Below are 19788 nucleotides of genomic sequence, written 5' to 3'. Positions count from 1 at the left end.
AATGAATATTATAAAAATACTGAAAAAAACCGTCATAGACAGTCAAATTTATGTCTCCTTAATGGGAACTCTTTTTGCAGTATTTTTCATGAAAGAGCAAAACACATTCCGTTTCCCTACTATTCTTCTGATTTTCATCACCTATTTCAGTGGGTATATTTATACGAAGTACCAATACACTAAATATTTTTTCAGAATATTGGTCCTTAATGCTGTTGCCGGGATTGTCTGTGCTTTTTTAATCATTCATAATCACAATGAGGTAAGATTACTGAAATGGTTTATCATTGTTATCCTGGGACTATTATACAATAGTTTTTTTCTGGATGTTTACATCCGGAAAATACCTTTACTGAAAGTATTTTATGTAGGACTGGTCTGGGCGTTGGTCAACTGTTGGCTTACCCTTCCAGAGTTCAGCCTGCCTATTTTCCTTATCAGTTTCTTTTATATTACGGCATTGGTACTTCCCTTTGATATTCGGGATATGAATAGTGATACGGTAAAGACTTTCCCTATGTTGATTGGCGTCCAAAATACAAAGTATATTGCATACGGTATGGTTTTCATAAGCAGTCTTATTGGAGTTTTTTACCTAAAACCACTATACGCTGCTGCATTTTTTCTATCCAGTATTATCACATATATTTTTATTTATTTCTCTGAAAACAAAAGAGATGACACTTATTTTTCATTCGGAGTGGAAACTTGTTCCGCACTTCCTTTTTTATTTTTACTAATAATGGAGTATTTTTGACGAATGATTATCAAGAAGCTTTCGCTATACAATTTCAAGAACCATTCTGAGAAAAAGTTCGAATTTTCCCCCCAGATCAACTGTTTTGTGGGAAATAATGGTGTAGGTAAAACCAATATTCTGGATGCTCTTCATTATTTATCAGTAGGTAAAAGCTTTTTGGGAAATACGGATTTCAACAACATCAAAAAAGAGGAGGATTTTTTCACAATTGATGCAGAGATCCGGAATGAAGACGGTGAAGATAATATCAGAATTACCCAGCCGAAAGAAGCTAAAAAGGTGATAAAAAAGAATGATAAAAGCTATGACAGGCTTGCCGATCATATTGGTTATCTTCCAAGTGTCATGATTTCACCTTACGATTCTAACCTTATTTCCGATTCCGGAGAAAGCAGAAGAAAGTTTCTGGACGCCATGATTTCTCAAACGGATTCTGAATATCTTTTTGACCTGATTCAATACCAAAAAACGATCCAGCAGCGAAATGCTTTACTGAAGTATTTTGCTAAAAACAGAACCTGGGATAAAGATTCGTTAGAAATCTATGATGATCCGATTACAAAATTCGGGACTAAAATTTTCAATAAGAGGAAAGTATTTGTAGAGCAGCTTAATCCTATTGTTCAGAATTTTTATCAAATTATTTCAGGTGGAAAAGAAACAGTATCTGTGATCTATGAATCTCACTTGCTGGAAAATACTTTTGAGGATCTTTTAAAAGAAAGCCTGGAAAAAGACCGTATGTTAACGTACACATCCAAAGGAATTCATAAAGATGACCTTCTTTTTGAAATGGACAGCATTCTGATCAAAAAAATGGGGTCTCAGGGACAGCAGAAATCTTTCCTGATTTCTTTAAAGCTTGCTCAGATGAGTCTTGTTAAAGAACTGACTAAGAAAACACCCATTCTGTTGTTGGATGATATTTTTGATAAGCTTGATGACACCAGAGTTTCTCAATTAATTGAATTAGTGAATCGTGAAAGCTTCGGGCAAATTTTCATTACCGATACGCATAGAGAACGTACAGAAAGTGTGGTGAAAAAGATTAATGAAGAAAGTATTATTTTTGAGATATAACGAACCAGACAACACAATTATGAAGAAGAAAAAACGCGAATACCAATCTTCGGAACTCGTAAAATCTTTTGCAAGAATCTATGGTTTTGAAGATAAACTTGTGGCTTTTGATATTAAAGATTTTCTTGAAGATTATTTAGATCAAAGTCTGTTCAATGAAATCAGAAGTGTGAATATTGAAAATAAATGCATCATTATTAAAATTGATTCTCCTTTGCTAAAGAATGATTTTAAAATGCGTAAAAGCTTTTACCTGAAAAAGTTTCAGGATAAGTTTGGGGAGGATAAATTTGATAATCTGCAAATCCTTTAAAAGTAAGATTCCAATAAAGTTTATTACCTTCTATTTTTCATATATTCCTGAAGCCAATCCCCAATAATCTTTTTCATCAATTCCAGTTTCCGGATTAATTGGACTGTAGTTTTTTAAAACTCCAGCAATTTTTATGCTATCATTTTTAAATAAAAGCCCTTGAATTTCGGTTCCGGTAATTTTATTCAGACGATCTTTTTTAGTTGCTCCCAATATGATTATGATCTTTTGAACATTAAAGTCTGGATATGTGTAGGAAGCTACTTTTCCATTGTACCTTAAGAAATAGCAAGGAGACTTAACTTCTATATTCCCTGACAATTTATATTTATCAGGCGTAATTTTTAATTTTCCTACTCCATTATCATCTATTAGTTTCAATAGAACCCCATTAATTCTGGTGGTATCCGTTATTACCATTGTCTGATTTTCTTCTGATGTTTCTTTTTTATCCTTGCAAGCCTGCAAACATAAAATAATAGCAGAAATATAAACTAGTGTTTTCATATCAAAAGCATTTAAATTAATGGCCAGAACCATATTTCGACATCCCACAAATCAATGTGATCAGTAGCTCCCCAGCCATCTTTTATGAAAATCAATCCTTTATGCTTAAAACTCTTACTATCCATTTTAGGATATTTTTTTATTGAAAGTTTCAATGTATTTCCAAAAACCTCGGGATGTTTATCTACCCAATCAGCCAATTCCTGAGCTCTCAGGATATGTCTAAATTTATCTTCATGCTTTTCCCAACATCTTCTCCGGAAAAGGAAGTCAAATCTACTCCTGATTTACCGAATGCTTCACTCATGCGTATGGCACACTGGTTGGGAAACTCTGTAACATTGCATAGTTTAAATGTTCCAGGATGATTCTTCCATAAAATATCAAATCTTACCACGGCGAAATAATTTTTAGCCAAAGTAAACAATTATTTTTAATTCACATTATTGAGAATTTATTATCATAAAAAATCCCGTACTCTATCGGGACTTTTCTATTTTATTTTCGCTTCTTTATTTTAATGATCCTTCTCTTCCGACTTATGAGAGATCGTACTGCTCATCAGATCATCTGCTTTTTTGTCTAATCCTGAACGCAAGGGAAGGAAGAATTTCAGTGGATGTTTTACAAAATACCTGAAGATCTCCTTATAGATCTCACTTACCTGTCCAAAGTTCATTTTTCTTGATCTAAATGCCAGAAACATAGATAAACTGAAACTCACCAGAAAGTTGAAGAAACCAATTAGAAAAACAGTAAAAAAGGACATCCAGAATGTATAAGAATCTACAGAGAAATCTTTTCCATACAATCCCAGAGCAAAGTTTCCTGCAGCAAAGGTAATGTGTCTGATATCGAGATCAAGCCCGAAGAATAACCCTACAGGTGCCGTAGCACCAAGGAAAACCCCAAACCAGAAATTAGAAACGATTCCCGGCCAGTTCTTAGCATAATATTTTGATAACCCCTTCGCGAATTTCTTACCAAAAAAGCTTCGGATCGAAAGGTTTTTGGCAATTCTCTCCGGAATCTGATAGAATACAGAATTGTTCCCTATATTTCCTGAAATAATCCCTGAAATAAAAAGATAGAAACCTGCAATACTCGCATGAAGAATAGCTTTCGATTTAAAAGGATCAAGGTCTTTTAATAATTTATCTGATCTGTCAACCGCAAGGTTTTGTGAAAAGAATACATCCAACCCATAAATAATGGCAAGCGCTACCGGAAATGCAAGCAAAACGTTTCCTACGAAAGCAATAAACTGACTTCGGAACAATTTGGATACAAGATGGGCAAATTCGGTATTGTTTCTTTGGCTGTTTCCTTCTTCAGACAACACTTTAGTCATGGTTGCAGCAGTCATTGCCGGCTGTTTTGTGGCCAGCGTGAATCCCATCAGATAGATCATCACAAATCCCATCGCATAGTTCATCGAATATAAAAATGCATGAGAGAAATCACTTCCGGGGATATATCCGTATAACATTTTCAGAACACAGAGTGCCCCTACGATAATTCCACCCCCACTCGCCTTGTAGAACATCGTCATATATTCCTTTCTTGTAGAGGTAATATAATGCGTTCCGGCTTCCGCAGTGTGATTGGTAATAAGGTGGGAAATCAGTCGGGTGCTATCGTTGATAAGGTCTGCAATATTATTTTTGTGAGATTTATAATTCAGGATATTAAAAATCAGCTGTTTTGATTTTACAAGAACATCTTCTTCACTATCAATAATCAACAGCTGTACAATCTCATAAATTCTCTCAGTCTGCTGACGAATCTTCAGCAATGATTGGTTGATCTTTCCTGAAATCCCATATTTAGCTGAATTTTTAAAGGCTATATTCACGAATTCCAGACATTGTTCCGAATAAATTTTAATCTGCTTATACCGGCTGTCTTTGGAATGCAACTGTAGTTCAGGATCTTTAACAAGGTCATCTGCCAGGGCTTCCAATTCGTTTTGTAGCGCTAAAAATGGATTAGAAAGATTCCTGTACTGAGGCGCCATTCTTACGACTTCTACTTCCATCGCCATTCCTGTCACCCTCCAAGAAAGGATATTCATAGAAAAGATCAGTTCCTTTTTTACATTAGGTTTTATGATAAAATCTGAAGCTCCAATGAGTGCCAGGAATTCATTAACCTCATTTTCCGGAAGATTGTGAAGGTATTTCAGGTCGGTTTTAGGTCTGAAACTTACATTATCAATCATGTACCACACTGTTTTCTCATTTTCTACAGGTGGCAGGACCTTATTCAGGATTCTTTTTTTAAGCTCCGGGAAGAAGGCATTTTCAGAAAGAATATTGGCTTCCGTCAAGGACAGGTTGAATGGTCTTCCTTTAAAAATATTATGAATATAATGTTTGAAGTTTTCCGCAAAATTCGGATTGTTTCTGAGAAAGTTAAGCACATCTGTAAAGTCCGCCCTTTTTACACTCTCTAACAACTCTGCAAAGGGTTCCAAAGAAAGGGTTTCGTTCTTAAAAGAAAAGTATTTTTTAAGAACTGACTCAAAATTTGTGCTGGAATTAAAGAATTTCATTAGTACAAAGATACTATTTCAAACTTACATTCCTCATCTGTCTCATGATCCAATTGTGTTTCTTTCTCAAATAAGGAGATGGGTTCTTTGGATCATATTTCTTCGGATTCGGTAATACAGCAGCAATCCAGGCTGCATCTGAGGTACTCAGATCTTTGGATGATTTACCGAAATAATATTGTGCTGCTGCTTCTACACCAAATACACCCTGACCCATTTCAATGGAATTCAGGTATCTTTCAAGGATAATATCTTTACTCCATACTTTCTCGATAATGAAAGTATAAACGGCTTCCAATCCTTTTCTTATCCAGCTTCTTCCCTGCCAAAGGAAAACATTCTTTGCAGTCTGCTGAGAAATAGTACTTCCTCCTCTAATTTTTTTACCTTTTTCGTTATACTTCATTGCTTTTTCAATGGCGGTATAATCAAAACCGTTATGGTCAAAGAATTTCTGGTCTTCTGAAGCAATCACTGCTTTTTTTACATTACTTCCCATTTCATCATAGGAAATATAGTCTCTGTGTAATTTTCCGTACTCAAAAAGGCCTCCTATCTGGGTAAAGGTAATGGGTGGATTAAAAAATCTTCCCCAGATGATGAAAACTACGTTCAATACAAGAACGATGAAAATAAATTGTTTAATTCTTTTCCACATAACTTTATAAAAAGGAAAGGCAAAAATAAGCAAATAGTCCGAGTTACTGCAATTCTTTCATATAAGTAAGCTGATAATCCGGTAAAAGTTCAGGATGGAAGATTTTAATATAATCTTTAAGGATTATATCTGCTCTTACCACACCGCTTTCAAAGAAATCATTGGCTTTCTCTCTCTCTTTTCCTGCCATTGTATACAGCTTTCCTTTATTGAACACCTCCAGTTTTCCATAAAAAGGATTCATTTTCAACATTTCCTTTTTTGAAGTGTGATTTCCTGCATTTACCCAGTATTGAACGCCATTTGTTTTAGCATACACTTCTTCAAAACTCATCGTCAGCGCTTTTTCATCCTTATTATCTTTCATAATATAAGTTGCATTAGCATCGGCAATATAATGAGCTACTGAAGTATTTCCACCCGGCAGATACCAAACATCGCCATACATTTCATTGGCTAAAACAACAGGCTTTTCTTTTGCTTTTAACGCCAATTGTTTCAGGTCATTATAGTTTTTTTCCACTTCCTGATACTTAGCTTCGGCTTCTTTCTCCTTTCCAAAAAGCTCTCCGAACAGTTTAATGTAAGCGGTTTTTTGCAATGGCTGCTGCTCCATATATTCATCAAGGAATATAACCTGAATTCCATTGTTCTTCAATAACTGATAAGCGTTATCAAAACTTGCAATATAATTAGTAAAAATAGCATCCGGTTTTATGGAAATAATTTTCTCCACATCATACTTCTGGTCGCTTCCTACATTCTGAATTTTTCCTTCTTTAATCAGATTCTGGATCTTTTCTGAATAAATGTACTCCGGACTTGATACCCCAATGATTAAATTTTCAGCTCCAATCTCTGAAATATACCCCGCCATACTGGCATTAAGAAGGATGATTTTCTTGAAAGGCGTCTGATTTTGCTTAAAATTATAGGTAAAATTCCCCGATTTAAGCTCCAGATTTCCGTACTGTTCCTTGTATTGGGTACGATTTGAGAGAGTCGTCCAGTCTGAGGACGAAATTTTTGATTCTCTTTTACAGGCAATTAGCGAAAATGCCGTAAATAAAAGTAAAATTTTCTGTTTCATCTTTCAAAGAACGGAAAAAAGTGGTATATTTGCAACCGTTAAACAACAAGATAACAAACGGCCTCGTGGCGCAACTGAATAGCGCATCTGATTACGGCTCAGAAGGTTACAGGTTTGAATCCTGTCGAGGTCACTTAAGGAGACAACTATTTGATAGTTGTCTCTCTTTTTTTACACATAAAAATCTCTCTATCAAGCTTTTACAGCCTGACATTTTATAGTTTGAATTTTTTGATGTGAAATCCCTAGTCCACCTGAAACAGACAGTCTAAAAGTGCTCTATCAGAGATTTCATCGGTATTGAAGCGTAGTTTGAAATCCCATTAAGGTTCTAGTATTTTTTCCTCTTTTGGCTTATTGTAACTTTTTGATACTAAATATAGTAATTCTAATATAATTTTAGCTTCTTTCTCATTTACCTGAACTCCATTCTTAGCTAAAAGAATAATCGCTTGTTCAACTGAAACATTCTTATCAATAAAATTCATTTTTCTTATTAGTTTTTCGGTTACTTTTTTTTGATAATATTTTTAAAAATGCTTGATTCAAGTCCAAAGAAAGATCTCCTGTTTTATAATCAATATCAACTGGTGGAATAAGACTCACAAGACTTTTTTTATCTGAGGTGTCAAACTCGGAAAATTTTCGAAAAACTTCGACTATTTCTTTATCTTCTATTTGATCCTTTTTATCAATAGCTTTTAATTTAAGAAAAATATCACGCGCTTCCTTCTTAAGATGCCTAATGTTAACTTGATTCTCTTTTTTTAATTCATTGTAGTCATCAATTTTTAATACTCCTGCTAAAAACAACTTTCTGCCTCTAGAAAGAACTTGCCCCTCTTCTTTTATTTTTCTCTCAATTAAATTTTGATTGTACAAATAACTTGCTTTCAGTGTCTTTATATTCTGGTCTTGTAAAATACATTTAAATAAGTCAATTGTATTATTTGACAGTATTAATTGCTGAAGCTTATTTTGATAGCAATCATTCAGTAAAATTGCGTTTATCCTTGTTCTACAGCGATCATGACAATGATAATATGGGTATTTTTTTGAGCTTCCTTGTGCAATACTTCCACTGAGTTTTCGATCGCAAACAGGACAAGTCAAAAAACCTCTAAGAAAAAACAGCTCTTTTAAATCATCTTTTTTTGAAGTAGTTTTTCTTTTTGTATTAATAACAGACTGAACTTGATAAAATAACGATTCAGATATTAAAGGTTCATGCAAACCTTTTATCATTTGTTCTTCATTAGATTTAAGTTTGACTGATATAAGCCCACAATAAATTGGATTCCGTAAAATTCTAAAGAAGTGTGACCGTGAACATATCAATCCTTTTTCATTAGCCATTTTCATTATTTCGGAAATCTTATGATCGTTCTGAGCAGCTTGATGAAAAGACCACTTTATAATATCAGCTTCAGGCTCTTTAGGAGCAATAGTTTTTTTACCATCCATTAATGTCAAATTAATAAATCCAATAGGTGCTTTATTAGGATATCTACCCATCAGCTTCGCTCGACGAATACCATTTGCTGTATTTTGAGCCCTTCTGGTATTTTCCGCCTCTGGAACAGCTAAATATACAGCCAACATAACCGTGCTTTCCGGCACAGAGAAATCAATTGGTTGATCAATAGCCATCGCTATCGTTTTATATTTTCGAAGTTTTCCAATCATTTCGTAAGCATATTCAACATTCCGGCTAAATCGGTCCCACTTGATAAATAATATGTTCTTATCTTCCCCTGATGATTTCTTTTTAATTTCTGAGAATAATTCTTTCCACTCCGGTCGATTGAAATTTTTGGCAGAGTAGTCTTCGCGATAGATTCCTTTGACTTCAATATTGTTATACTTACAATATTTCAATAATCTATCCTCCTGTTCTGGCAAGGAGTAACCTTTTCTCTTTTGTTCGTCTGTACTTACGCGGACATATAAATAGGCTGACTTCATATAATTAATGTATTTATTTGATTTACAAATTAATATTTTTAAGTATATGAAATAATAAACAAAAGCAGTTTATGCTGTATCAAATTAAAAACGGGAAATTCAGTAGAAAACTTTGATAGTAACAGCAGTAATTAATGACATTATCACATTAATATGAAACCCATGTATCACATATCAGAAGTATTTTTAAGGAACTCCAAAATTTTGACTTCAAGGTCCTATCAGCCAGGATATCGCAGTACAATGGAAATATTACAGCAATCATCAATTAATTGCATAAAATCTACTTTTATATTTCATCTTTAATTCACGGGCAGATTATTCATTGGCAGAATTATGGAAACAAATTTAAAATACTTATAATTAATACATTACACTAAAAAAATAATGATTCGGATGTTAGTAGAGATCACCACTAAGTAGCCTTTCATTGTAAATATTATTTTCATGTTACTATTATTGTAACCTTCTAACTAGTCATATTCAAAACTCAATTTTGACCCATTACTAATCAAACCCATTGACAATTTCATTGAGATAACATTTTAAGCTTTCAACTTTCAACAAAAAGACACTTCCAGCAGTTCTAATTATTGTTGTAAAATACTAAAAGCTGTAGAAAAATAATTTTGTATTTCTTATCTTTATAGATTATTATCCCATGATACAGATCGTCCATACATTTCCAGAGATAACGGAAGACCCTTTTAAACCAATAGCTTTTGCGAATCAATCATATCCTTACAACCAGATTTCGAGCGATAGACGCTTTGAAGAGCTTCTGTACAGCATTGCCAAAGCACAGTTGGGCAGGGGTCAATTTATTGAATTTGATGAGGTAAGCCTGATGTCAGGTGTATCTGAAAAAGGAAGAGATTGTTCACTTTTCTATAATGGAAATACTAATGGACTTATCCAGTGCAAGAAGTACGACAAAAATCTGGATAAAAACAATTTTGGCAAAGAGATAACAAAGTTTGTACTTTACAGTCTTCTAACAGAGGACATCCTTCAGGATCCAGATAACTTCACCTATTTTATTGCAGTATCAAAAGGTTTCACAGTAGATTGCAGCGATTTTATCGATGCATTTAGATCACTGATAGGCACAGAAGAAAGTCTCTCTAGCTGGGTGAACTACAATATCAACAAATATGAAAGTCTCAAACAGCTGCAACTCAAGATAGATGAAACCCTGCAGCAGGTACGTGATGTCCTGTCAAGAATTAATGTAAAAAAGATTAACACACCAGATCTGGATGCCTATCTCAGTGATCCTCGGAGCGCACACCTATGCACCTTATTCTTTGAAGTCAGAACGGTTACCGACAATTCTGTCATCATGGAGGTTAAAGAGCTGCTACTTGAAAAATTAGTAGATCAGTCCAAAGAAGATATAAAGATTGACCAACAGCTTGATACAGGATCACTCAGCTTAAAATCCGAAAGAAATGAATTTTCAGAAATTAATGATTCCCATATCGAACGTGAGGAAACCGATCAGCTTTTCAAATGGATAAAAAAAAATCCGGAAAGAGACAATGAAAACAGGGCGTTGAACCTGTGCCTGCTTGTCGCAAATGCAGGAATGGGTAAAACAGTTATCTTAAAGGATCTTTATGATAGGCTGAGAGCTAATGACATCCCTGTGCTCGGACTAAAAGCTGATAAACTGGCCGCCACAAGCATAAAAGAGCTCCAAGACAAAATAGGTCTCTCTATTCCCATATTCGAGTTTATTGAAAAATGCAAACAAAAGTATAAAACGACAGTTATCTTAATTGATCAGATCGATGCGCTCTCACAGTCCATGTCAACCGACAGATCCTATCTGCAAGTATTTAAGAGCGTAATCGAACAGTACCGCCACGATGAAAATATCAGGATCATAATTTCTATAAGGACTTTTGATCTCCATTATGATCCTGCCCTACAGGTTTACAGGAATATTGAAACCGTGACGGTTAACCCGTTGACTGAAGGACAAGTGCTTACCCAGCTGGCCAAATTGGACGTACACCGCAACATGCTAAATAGCAAATTGCTAGAACTTCTAAAAATTCCGAATCACCTGAATGTCTTCTCAAGAATTTATAAATCGAACCACGGCAGCCTTGGATTGAAGACACTTCATGACATGTATCTAGAGCTGTGGAGCCAAAAGATCACTAATCTCTCCCCTAAGGAACCGGCAGATAGAAAATTGACAAGGGAACTGCTCTATAAAATTGCCGATAAAATGTTCAGTATACAGCACATCACCGTCAGTGAACTGCAATTTGAAGACTATGTGCAAGAATTGAGTTACTTGAAAAGTGAAAGATTACTAAAAAAGGAGGAAAACCAGTTGCAGTTCTTCCATCAGTCTTTCTATGATTTTGTATTTGCAAAACAATTTGTTGAACGTGGGCTCGACCTCAGAGATTATATCAAAAATAACGGGCAAACTCTGCATTTGCGCTCAGCAGTGAAAATGATCCTGAACTATTTACGTGACTTTGATCAAACCATTTACCTTAAAACTCTAAAAGATATATTTTATGATAGCCAGATCCTTTTTCATATCAAACATATGATCCTGTCTTCAGTACTTTTTCATGAAACCCCTTTGGCACAGGAAACAGCAATTGTTAAAGAAGCTGTAAAGGAATCCTATCACCTTATGATTTTATTCTTTCAGCATGCACATTCCCAATACTGGTTCCATTTTGCAGACAGAAATAGCTTTTTAGAAATTCTTGACGGAAACTTTAATATCATACCCAAAAGCAGGTATCTCCAGCCAAAAGAGCAGACATTATTAAAAAACAAGGCATCAGATTTCCTGCATCGTGCTGCCATACTAGATTACAATGGAAGTTGGAAATTTATTTTGGAACGTCGAGACCAGGGTTTCGCTAGAAGGATACTCAGGGCAACAACAAATTGGGATGATCCCATTAAATACAACATTTTTGAAGACTGCAAAGACTTTAAGCAAATAGATTCATACGGATATTACCGTACAGTGGACAATATTGCTCATGTCAATCCCAGCTATGCCATAAATCTGATGGCCCAGGATCTATCTAATACCCCCCTGAATGATGACAGACAGGATCCGATGGGTCCAAATGTTGTACTGAACACCTTGTTAAAAACTGCACCTACCCAGCTTTTTCTTATCTTGTTTTCCTGTTTCGAAGCTGAATTTAAAACAGCCGAAACTGAGAAAAAAATCTGGGGAAACTATAAATACATGCAGGTTCGTTTTCAGGATAGAGATTTCCAGAAAGGCAGGGCATCCCGCTATACTCTACTGGCCCACAGTCTGCGAAATTCTGCCCAAGCTCGGGATCCTGAGTTTCTCTCTTTTTTTGAAACAAATAAAGACTCGGAAATAATGTCGGTTCTCAGACTGCTCATTTTTGCACTGGATTCAGATCATATCTATTATTCAGCCCAAACCTTTGAACTTTGCTCCTATCTCCTGACATTAAATGAAATTTATTACGATTCAACAATTGCAGTGGAAAGCAGAACACTGTTTGAAAAGACTTTTCCTTTTTTCAATTTAGAGGAGCAGTCAAAGATGATCAAACTGATTAAAGAACTGAAATTCAGCCACGAAATCATGATCATCAAACTGGGCAGTGGAAAGAAAAAAATATCAACATGGTGGGGTCTGACCAAATACTGTTGGATAAAAAGACTGCCTACAGAGATCATTGCTAGTGACCCTGAACTGAAACAAGCAGAACTTGAACTAGCGAGAAGATTTCCAGATTACAAAGACAGGGAAAGAAGCGGTCATGTCATAGCCGGTGTCGTACAGACACCCATACCTCCAAAAGCCTATAAACACATGAAGAAGGTCCAATGGCTTGACTCCTTTAAAAAGTATGATGGTTCAAAAAGCGATTTTGACCGTCCTTTTCTTAAAGGAGATATTCAGGAACATGCATACGCTTTAAAAAAATGCGTACAAGAAGACCCGACCGATGAAATGATAGATATAATTAGCTCCGCCCTTAATGATCCCGACATTCAACTCAAATACGCGGTATATGGACTTTGGGGCTTATCTGAAAGTGAGGCGGACAAAAAACAGGCACGTGAGCTATTTAAACAGATTCTGAAGCTCCCGATGAGCGAGGAGCTGCAGAGGGTCTGCCGCTACATCGCCGAGAATCTCTCAAAAAATCAAAATGATGATTCCTCCATAATCGATTTCCTACTGTCATGTGCACTTGATTTTTCGTTGGATCATGCTGATCTTGATCCTCTGGAAGAAGAGACCTCAGTGGACAACCTCGTCACTCAAGGTCTTAACACAGCAAGTGGATCTGCTGCATCTGCTCTTGTACATATTATTGACAGCAATTACTTCGATCAGGTTTTCAGGACCCTAAAAATAGTTTTTGAAATAGCTCCTGCTCACTGCAGGGCCGCAGCGCTTTATCAGTTTGCATACTTAATGAATGCTGACCCCGCAAGAGCTTTTGAGATATTCAGTGGTGTGGTCAACAATGAAAACAGCATTCATGTCCTCGCTTCCTCGATCTGGTCAATGCATTATATGGCTAATTATAATTTCGAGGCACTCATTCCGGCCTTTGAAAGGCTGGTTTCTGCAGACTGCCTTGGACAGGATGATAGCCAAGCACTGTTCAATATTTTATATTTTTCCGATCTATATGATAAGGCCGATGCGAATGCCTTACTTTACCGATTTATGGAAAATAATAAATATGTATACTCTTTTGCCATAGGTACTATTCTGCATAATTATTATGCCGTGCCTGCAGCCAAGCAAAAAAGCGATCAAATACTTGACTATGTGCTACAAAGGTTAACTGAAGAAGATTATGACAACCACGGAATAAATTTCAATGAATCAATCAATATCAAATTAAGCGATATAAGTACATTTTTGACAAAATATATCCAGTCGCCTTTCTTTAGGGTCAATGACTCATTAATAGAATATCTCACTTCACAGTGCAAAGATTATCCACATCAGGCCATAGAGCTTTTTGAGATAGTGCTAAACACTGACAAATTTAAAGATGATCAAGAATTTATTGATGTGTATACTTCTTCGGGCACAAAATTTATTCTATGTGCACTCAGTAGCATTGATGGCAATGATAATGAAAGCATTTCCGCACGTTGGAATTTAACCCTTGCTTTTGACAGAGTTCTGATGGATGATCGATTTTCAAGAGAAACGGAAAGAATTCTGGATGATGCTAATCTTTAAAAAGACTTCATTTTTCATATTTTATGGAATTCAAACGTGATACAATGAATGACAATCATTTTTTCGCATTTTTATTATCTAAAAATTATATCAGAAAATTCAGCGCAGTTATCATCCTTGCTTTAAGCATATTTCATAATGAATATCGTAAATCGAGTCTATATATAAAACACACAAATTAAAACAGTAATCAATTTCAAATCAAAGAACTTCTAATATAGAAACACATTATGGTTATCCGTAAAAATGGGATTTTGATTTATACTATATTTGTTTGACTAAAAACACATTTATATTTGTGGTTTGCAGCGAAAAAAGGTTAAACCATAATTTGAAAAAACTTTTTACCACTTTTCTTCTAATTAATCTTAAAAAACATTTTATAATGGATACTATCTCTAAAACTATGAGCCTAAAAGGTGTCACTGAAAATCTAGATATTATATTAAAAAAAAGAAATGGAGGTGCCGTAAACTTTAGAGGAGTTCATTATCAGATCTTATATGCTTGTTATTTGATTCTTTTAAAATTAAATAAGAATTCCACTACAAAATATATACAGCTGGAAGGCATAGAAGATATCGACATACATACTTCTCAAGCTATCAGTACAGATTCTGAATATATTCAGTTAAAGTCATCCGTCAATAAAATGAATGCCGGGGCTTTTTGGGAACTAGGCGTCCTTCAGAATTTTCTGGAGGTATTCGCAAAAAATCCAGAAAGCAGATTCAAACTTGTTTATAATATGAAAATTGCGGATGGAAATCTTTCTGCATTCATGGAAAGAAAACATGGTGAAAACCTTTCAAAGTATTGGATAGACAAACTGATCAGTTTGTCTAAGACAATAGATTTTAATGATTTTGCAGATAGAATTTCTTTCGAACAACAAACAGCAAACGAATTATATTCAAAAATACTGGTTTTGCTCTTTAAGGAATGGAATATAAATAAAGGAACTGAAAACCAATTTCTAAACTCCTTATTTTATAACATACTTATCTGGTCGGAAAACCGGGCATCAATAAATAAAAATGATATCAATCTTCTGTTTCAATCAATCAAAGACTCCTTTTCAAAAGCGCCCATAAACAAAGCTATACTTAACAATTGGATTTCTAAAATATCCTATGAGCACACAGGAAAACAATCTGATGAATACTATGATGGTAAAGCAGCCAGACCCTCGCACATCACTCAAGGTCTTCCTGTAAGAAGAAAAAGCTGGGAAAAAAAGCTGGAGACGGCAATACAAGTTTCAGACATTGTTGTCGTAAGATCTTCAAGTGGGCAAGGAAAATCAACTTTAGCCTGGCAAGTAGGCTACAATTTAAAAAACCATTACTCCCTATATCAACTCAATGCTTGCAAAGACACGGACGAGGCAAATGCCGTAATAGAATTCTTGGACTCAAGAATTCTTATTGGCGAGAATCCGTTAGTTATAATTGATGGTTTAAACAGTTTAGTAACTGCCTGGAATATAGTTGCTGAGAAAGCAGTTGATATGCCCATTAAATTTTTAATCACAACAAGACAAGAGGATTGGTTTAGGTTCGGTGCTGATATTTCGCGCATCAATCTCACATCGATAGATATTTCTTTGTCAACAAATGAAGCAAAAGATATTTTCGAACAATTTAAGAAAAAAGACAAGATCCATCCAGATGTTAAAGACTGGCAGCCGGTATGGGAGCAAGTTATGGAAAAAGGTCTTTTGATAGAGTATGCATTTCTTTTAACAAAAGGACAGATGATCCACGATCGACTCTCGTCTCAAATAAAATTGCTCAACGGCTCTATTTCGTCCCCTGCCAAAATTGAAATACTGAGAATGGTCTCATTAGCAGATTGCTTAAATATTAAACTTGAAACCTCAAAGCTTTTAGCTTACATCAAATCTGACATTGGTTTCCAACAAGATCGAGATTTAATATTACAAGAACTTGAAAAAGAATATTTTTTGAACTTTAATAACCATTTTATTGAAGGTCTCCATCCAGTCAGGTCAAATCACTTAAAAGATTTATTACACACCAATTTATATATAGGTGATTCTCTTATAAACCTTCTCAAAATAATTAACGAGGACTACAAATATGATTTTTATATAAATAGTCCGTTCTTATTATTAAATGGTAAAGTGGATTTCTATAATGATTTGGCGGACTATTTGGCAGAAAACGACATTTCGGATATGGTGTTCGCACTTGATGGTATCATGCATGGAGAACCTCAACGTTATTGGGCTGCTAATAAACAAATATTTGACGATGTTTATAATACAGAGGGCATTGAGATCTTTTCAATGGCTACAGTTCCATTCGCTAAAATTACTTTACTTAATGAATTATCAAGTATTCTAGGTGAAAAAGGAGCGATTTTTGAGGAACTTGAAAAATATAAAAGTGAGCTACCAGCCTATTCCTTTGAAAAAAGTGATCTAGTTTTATTTGCAAATTCGTTAAAGGCTAAACTTGCGAAACGTACTTTACCAATCAGTTCCTATCAAGGTCTGGAATTTCTGTGCAAATGGTATAACGAACTTAAGATTCCGTTAAGTTTACCTTTCATTCAGAACACTATACATATTAATGATTTGCTTCAATTGGAGATTCAGGAAGCAAAAGAATTTATGTTATACTTACAGCTCAATAACCCCTCATTCTTTAAAGATTTTATAAATAAAAATAAGTCTACAATAATAAGCTATATAAAAGTTAATACCAATTCACTAACAATACAAGAGAAAGATGGTGATGTATATATTCACTATCTTCTGTTTTCTAATGAAGCAGACAAAGCAAATGAATTCAGCGTTTTTAGAATCCAGGTTTTCCATGCATTTCTTCCCATATATGAAAAGTATTGCACAGAAGCAATACTCCTTCCCTTTCCATCAGAGGGACTTATTTCAATAACTAGACAGAATTCCATAAAAAACCTAACAAAGGAAGCAATTGGTAATATGTTCAATGCACACCTCAACAAAATTTGGCTGTCTACGATACAAAAAAACTATCAGGAAAGCTCGGCATATGAATGGCAGAGAAATATAATTGATATTCGACAAATTGCCATTGAATGGGCAAAAGACTTTATTAAATTAGTAGATTCCCTCTTAGAAGGAAATTACAAAAAGAAAGATAAAGCCTCAGCGTCACTTGATCAACTTAGAGCTAAGCTCAGTGATTTTCTAACTAAGAAAAAACCTTATCCAAAATACGAGAACAAATATTTTGAGCTAACAAACTATAAAAAAGAAGAGCAAGAAATAGATGAATGGTTTGCCTCTCTTGGAAATATTAACGGTCAAATGCTGAATATCTTCATACCTAAAGTAGAACATGATAGAAATATTGCTTTAATAAATATGAAAGCTGTGTATCTAAATTTAAAAATAATGCAGGACGCATTTAGAAAAATTGAAGCTGAGACAATTCCATATTTTGATTCTGAAAATATCTGTTTACTGGAAAACCAGTATTTTGAGAGATTATATGCAACAGTACAATATTATCTTTCTCAACTCCCTATAGAAAGCAAAAACCCGGTACATGTGGCAAAGAAGGAAGCTGAGGAATGGTGGCATCAGGCCAAAACCAAAAATTTGAGCAAGCTTACACAAGTATTAAATAAGATTGAAGAAAATACCGATTATAAGTTTATACTTCCCATCGCTCTTGAAGAAACCGAAACACTGACCTATGCGACTTTCGGTATAGAGAACTTTGATTTTTCCGATGAAAATTCCTTCTTTCAATTATCAATGGATTTAGCATTATTATGTGAACTTGATATCCAATTCTTCTCAATAATATCTGTAAAGGATAACGTGGCTATTGGGGGCATAAGATTTAATAATGATTATTTTAAGGCTTTTTTAAAAGCAAAGAATGGTGACTATGATATTGATCAAGAGAAATTGACTCCACTACCAATATACTTAGAACAAAAAGTCATTATAACATTACCTCAAATTAGTTTATCAACTCTTTCAGTTATTGATGAGGAAAAAGAAAATGTAGCCAAAATACTCTTTGAAGTATGGAGGCTTAGCGAATTTAGGTCGAGATTGGATAATAATTCAGAAATCGAAAAGATATGGTTGGAAAGTACAAGCTTTCAAAGCAAGAATAAAATAGACAGCCTAATGTTATCCATTAATGTAAAAGATTATAGCAATTTTCAAGGTTTTGTTTCCTCTTCATTGGAGAAAAACATTATATATTCAACAGAAGAAATCGTTTCCAAGTTAATTGAATATTTGAAAAACTAATATTAATTATGGGAAATCTCACTCCGTATTTTTTTAATCAAATGAGACTGTCTCACATTTTGAGACTGTCTCATAGTAAATTACTTAAAAATATACCCGTAATTAATAAGATGCAAAAGATTATCCCTTTCCGTGCTGTCCGGATTAGATTTTAAAAATAACGGTTTTCCACTGATTACCTGGACTTCTGCTCCAGCCTCCCAGATTCTTTTATTATAGTTCCATAAATAAGTCTTAGCAATATTTCCCTGCTTTAAAAGTAAATCAACAGCAGCCTGCTTGGTATATTTTTCTGCTAAGCCAATAATGTAACCATCTCCTTTACTATTTTTTTTTCTAGTGTGGATTGCGTAATGTGTAATTACGCCTCCGGAATCTAACCAAATTCCTGAAATTCTAAATTCTGCCATTTTTACAATTTTAATAAAAATGTAAATATTTTCAATTTGTATGTTGTTATTCGTACTTTTATTCTACATAGAAAGAGTTCATTTCACCATTAGTACGGGAATAAACAAATATCATTTTCTTGCGGTCATCCTTAATAAAATAGTATCCATTGGTCCTAAAAATTTCATATCTAGTTGTGTCCTCTTTTTTTAATATTGGTTCCTGCTGACCACCAAGCGTAATGTCCTTTCTGGGTTTCAGCTTCATGGTCTGCTCAGCATCCTTTCTAGCACGGACTTCAGCATAAAGAAATGCAATAATAATTGCAGCAACAACGCCAAGATTTTTAGGCCCTTTGAAGTATAGATAACAGGCTGCCGCCGCAAAAACAAGGAATATAATAGTTGGCAATAACTCAAATTTGTAAGCCGAAAGTAGCACCCAAAATCCACATAGTCCCAAGAGGACAGTGATTATAACAGCCGCATTTGTTATCCCCTTGATCACTTTTTGGTCAGATTGTCCTTCTTCTTCCTGATCATCAACTTGTATAGTTTTCTTTTTGAGAATATCGGGAACTAAAATCCAAAGAAATAGTGATAGTAAAGATCCGATATAAATAATAGGCATTGCGTTCTGGTATAAAATCGTAAAAGAATCTTTTACTTCGAAATAATCAAAATAATCGAATTTAAATCTATTCAGGTATTCCCAAATATAAAATAGCCCGAGCAGGGTCGCAATAAAGGTTAGGCTGACAATTTCCAATAATGGTTTGCTAATGCTCGGTTTGTAAGTACTATTCAAGTCACTGTCAACCTTACGAATTTTCTCTCTTAAATTCTCTGAAATCATAGTATAGTTTAAATTTTTAGTTGTTTGTAAGACAAATATCAGATTTGGGAGCGCAATCTATCGACGCAGTTTCATTAACTGTATAAAACTAA

Annotated in this window: 15 protein-coding genes and 1 tRNA gene; 7 read left to right on the top strand and 9 right to left on the bottom strand. The window is 34.6% G+C overall.

Annotated features, from left to right (window positions below; all coding sequences use genetic code 11):
- Position 1: 1 nt before the first annotated feature.
- Genes EG344_RS19450 through EG344_RS19440 form a run of 3 tightly spaced genes read left to right on the top strand, consistent with a single transcriptional unit; the run spans position 2 to position 2153 of the window.
- Entirely contained in the window at positions 2 to 757 is a 756-nt protein-coding gene (locus EG344_RS19450; protein ID WP_123911013.1) for a hypothetical protein, read from the top strand.
- A gap of 3 nt (positions 758 to 760) precedes the next feature.
- The gene (gene recF, locus EG344_RS19445; RefSeq protein ID WP_123911012.1) at positions 761 to 1840 is read left to right on the top strand and encodes a DNA replication/repair protein RecF; all 1080 of its coding nucleotides are present in this window, start codon (positions 761 to 763) and stop codon (positions 1838 to 1840) included.
- 19 nt (positions 1841 to 1859) lie between these two features.
- Positions 1860 to 2153, top strand: coding sequence for a hypothetical protein (locus EG344_RS19440; RefSeq protein ID WP_123911011.1), 294 nt, complete (start codon positions 1860 to 1862; stop codon positions 2151 to 2153).
- A 30-nt stretch (positions 2154 to 2183) separates the two neighbouring features.
- Here EG344_RS19440 and EG344_RS19435 read toward each other — a convergent pair whose 3' ends face one another.
- Both EG344_RS19435 and EG344_RS19430 read right to left on the bottom strand, forming a co-directional pair.
- Positions 2184 to 2660, bottom strand: coding sequence for a hypothetical protein (locus tag EG344_RS19435; protein ID WP_123911010.1), 477 nt, complete (start codon positions 2658 to 2660; stop codon positions 2184 to 2186).
- Between the two features lie 11 nt (positions 2661 to 2671).
- Entirely contained in the window at positions 2672 to 2860 is a 189-nt protein-coding gene (locus tag EG344_RS19430; protein WP_262697355.1) for a type VI secretion system amidase effector protein Tae4, read from the bottom strand.
- On the opposite strand from EG344_RS19430, the gene EG344_RS24325 reads away from it, so the two are divergent.
- The gene (locus EG344_RS24325) at positions 2837 to 3028 is read left to right on the top strand and encodes a hypothetical protein (RefSeq protein WP_228412778.1); all 192 of its coding nucleotides are present in this window, start codon (positions 2837 to 2839) and stop codon (positions 3026 to 3028) included. The genes EG344_RS19430 and EG344_RS24325 overlap by 24 nt on opposite strands.
- 149 nt (positions 3029 to 3177) lie before the next feature.
- On the opposite strand, the gene EG344_RS19425 is transcribed toward EG344_RS24325, so the two are convergent.
- Genes EG344_RS19425 through EG344_RS19415 form a run of 3 tightly spaced genes read right to left on the bottom strand, consistent with a single transcriptional unit; the run spans position 3178 to position 6962 of the window.
- Positions 3178 to 5214, bottom strand: a complete 2037-nt coding sequence (locus EG344_RS19425; protein ID WP_123911008.1) for a recombinase — start codon at positions 5212 to 5214, stop codon at positions 3178 to 3180.
- 13 nt (positions 5215 to 5227) lie between these two features.
- Complete coding sequence (gene mtgA / locus EG344_RS19420; protein ID WP_123911007.1) at positions 5228 to 5872, bottom strand: monofunctional biosynthetic peptidoglycan transglycosylase; 645 nt, start codon at positions 5870 to 5872, stop codon at positions 5228 to 5230.
- A gap of 43 nt (positions 5873 to 5915) precedes the next feature.
- Positions 5916 to 6962 (bottom strand): ABC transporter substrate-binding protein, encoded by a 1047-nt coding sequence (locus EG344_RS19415; RefSeq protein WP_228412777.1) that lies wholly within the window; start codon positions 6960 to 6962, stop codon positions 5916 to 5918.
- 59 nt (positions 6963 to 7021) lie between these two features.
- Between EG344_RS19415 and EG344_RS19410 the strand changes: the two genes are divergently transcribed.
- Positions 7022 to 7095, top strand: a tRNA-Arg gene (locus tag EG344_RS19410).
- A 190-nt stretch (positions 7096 to 7285) separates the two neighbouring features.
- Here EG344_RS19410 and EG344_RS19405 read toward each other — a convergent pair.
- Together EG344_RS19405 and EG344_RS19400 are read right to left on the bottom strand one after the other, a co-directional pair.
- Positions 7286 to 7450: a hypothetical protein gene (locus EG344_RS19405; RefSeq protein ID WP_047388376.1), complete on the bottom strand. Its 165-nt coding sequence runs from the start codon at positions 7448 to 7450 to the stop codon at positions 7286 to 7288.
- Positions 7437 to 8927: a recombinase family protein gene (locus tag EG344_RS19400; protein ID WP_076549603.1), complete on the bottom strand. Its 1491-nt coding sequence runs from the start codon at positions 8925 to 8927 to the stop codon at positions 7437 to 7439. The genes EG344_RS19405 and EG344_RS19400 overlap by 14 nt, the downstream gene beginning before the upstream one ends.
- Before the next feature lie 661 nt (positions 8928 to 9588).
- Between EG344_RS19400 and EG344_RS19395 the strand changes: the two genes are divergently transcribed.
- Positions 9589 to 14169, top strand: a complete 4581-nt coding sequence (locus EG344_RS19395) for an AAA family ATPase (protein ID WP_123911006.1) — start codon at positions 9589 to 9591, stop codon at positions 14167 to 14169.
- Positions 14170 to 14554: 385 nt separating this feature from the next.
- The gene (locus EG344_RS19390; protein WP_123911005.1) at positions 14555 to 18451 is read left to right on the top strand and encodes a hypothetical protein; all 3897 of its coding nucleotides are present in this window, start codon (positions 14555 to 14557) and stop codon (positions 18449 to 18451) included.
- An 80-nt stretch (positions 18452 to 18531) separates the two neighbouring features.
- Here the strand turns inward: EG344_RS19390 and EG344_RS19385 are convergent, their stop codons facing one another.
- Together EG344_RS19385 and EG344_RS19380 are read right to left on the bottom strand one after the other, a co-directional pair.
- On the bottom strand, positions 18532 to 18861 hold the full coding sequence (locus tag EG344_RS19385) for a DUF3892 domain-containing protein (protein ID WP_123911004.1): 330 nt from the start codon (positions 18859 to 18861) through the stop codon (positions 18532 to 18534).
- Between the two features lie 58 nt (positions 18862 to 18919).
- On the bottom strand, positions 18920 to 19696 hold the full coding sequence (locus tag EG344_RS19380) for a hypothetical protein (protein ID WP_123911003.1): 777 nt from the start codon (positions 19694 to 19696) through the stop codon (positions 18920 to 18922).
- Positions 19697 to 19788: the final 92 nt, after the last annotated feature.

The organism is Chryseobacterium sp. G0162 (assembly GCF_003815715.1).
Lineage (GTDB): Bacteria > Bacteroidota > Bacteroidia > Flavobacteriales > Weeksellaceae > Chryseobacterium.
Note: the sequence above shows the minus strand (reverse complement) of the source record. Positions and strands in the feature narration are given on the sequence as shown.

What these genes read in the sequence shown, in the direction of transcription:
- EG344_RS19450 (WP_123911013.1), top strand. Translation starts at nt 2, where the DNA reads ATGAATATTATAAAAATACTGAAAAAAACCGTCATAGACAGTCAAATT.
- EG344_RS19380 (WP_123911003.1), bottom strand. Translation starts at nt 19,696, where the DNA reads ATGATTTCAGAGAATTTAAGAGAGAAAATTCGTAAGGTTGACAGTGAC.
- EG344_RS19395 (WP_123911006.1), top strand. Translation starts at nt 9,589, where the DNA reads ATGATACAGATCGTCCATACATTTCCAGAGATAACGGAAGACCCTTTT.
- EG344_RS19385 (WP_123911004.1), bottom strand. Translation starts at nt 18,861, where the DNA reads ATGGCAGAATTTAGAATTTCAGGAATTTGGTTAGATTCCGGAGGCGTA.
- EG344_RS24325 (WP_228412778.1), top strand. Translation starts at nt 2,837, where the DNA reads ATGTTTATCTACCCAATCAGCCAATTCCTGAGCTCTCAGGATATGTCT.
- EG344_RS19425 (WP_123911008.1), bottom strand. Translation starts at nt 5,214, where the DNA reads ATGAAATTCTTTAATTCCAGCACAAATTTTGAGTCAGTTCTTAAAAAA.
- EG344_RS19435 (WP_123911010.1), bottom strand. Translation starts at nt 2,660, where the DNA reads ATGAAAACACTAGTTTATATTTCTGCTATTATTTTATGTTTGCAGGCT.
- mtgA (WP_123911007.1), bottom strand. Translation starts at nt 5,872, where the DNA reads ATGTGGAAAAGAATTAAACAATTTATTTTCATCGTTCTTGTATTGAAC.
- EG344_RS19405 (WP_047388376.1), bottom strand. Translation starts at nt 7,450, where the DNA reads ATGAATTTTATTGATAAGAATGTTTCAGTTGAACAAGCGATTATTCTT.
- EG344_RS19400 (WP_076549603.1), bottom strand. Translation starts at nt 8,927, where the DNA reads ATGAAGTCAGCCTATTTATATGTCCGCGTAAGTACAGACGAACAAAAG.
- EG344_RS19415 (WP_228412777.1), bottom strand. Translation starts at nt 6,962, where the DNA reads ATGAAACAGAAAATTTTACTTTTATTTACGGCATTTTCGCTAATTGCC.
- EG344_RS19440 (WP_123911011.1), top strand. Translation starts at nt 1,860, where the DNA reads ATGAAGAAGAAAAAACGCGAATACCAATCTTCGGAACTCGTAAAATCT.
- recF (WP_123911012.1), top strand. Translation starts at nt 761, where the DNA reads ATGATTATCAAGAAGCTTTCGCTATACAATTTCAAGAACCATTCTGAG.
- EG344_RS19390 (WP_123911005.1), top strand. Translation starts at nt 14,555, where the DNA reads ATGGATACTATCTCTAAAACTATGAGCCTAAAAGGTGTCACTGAAAAT.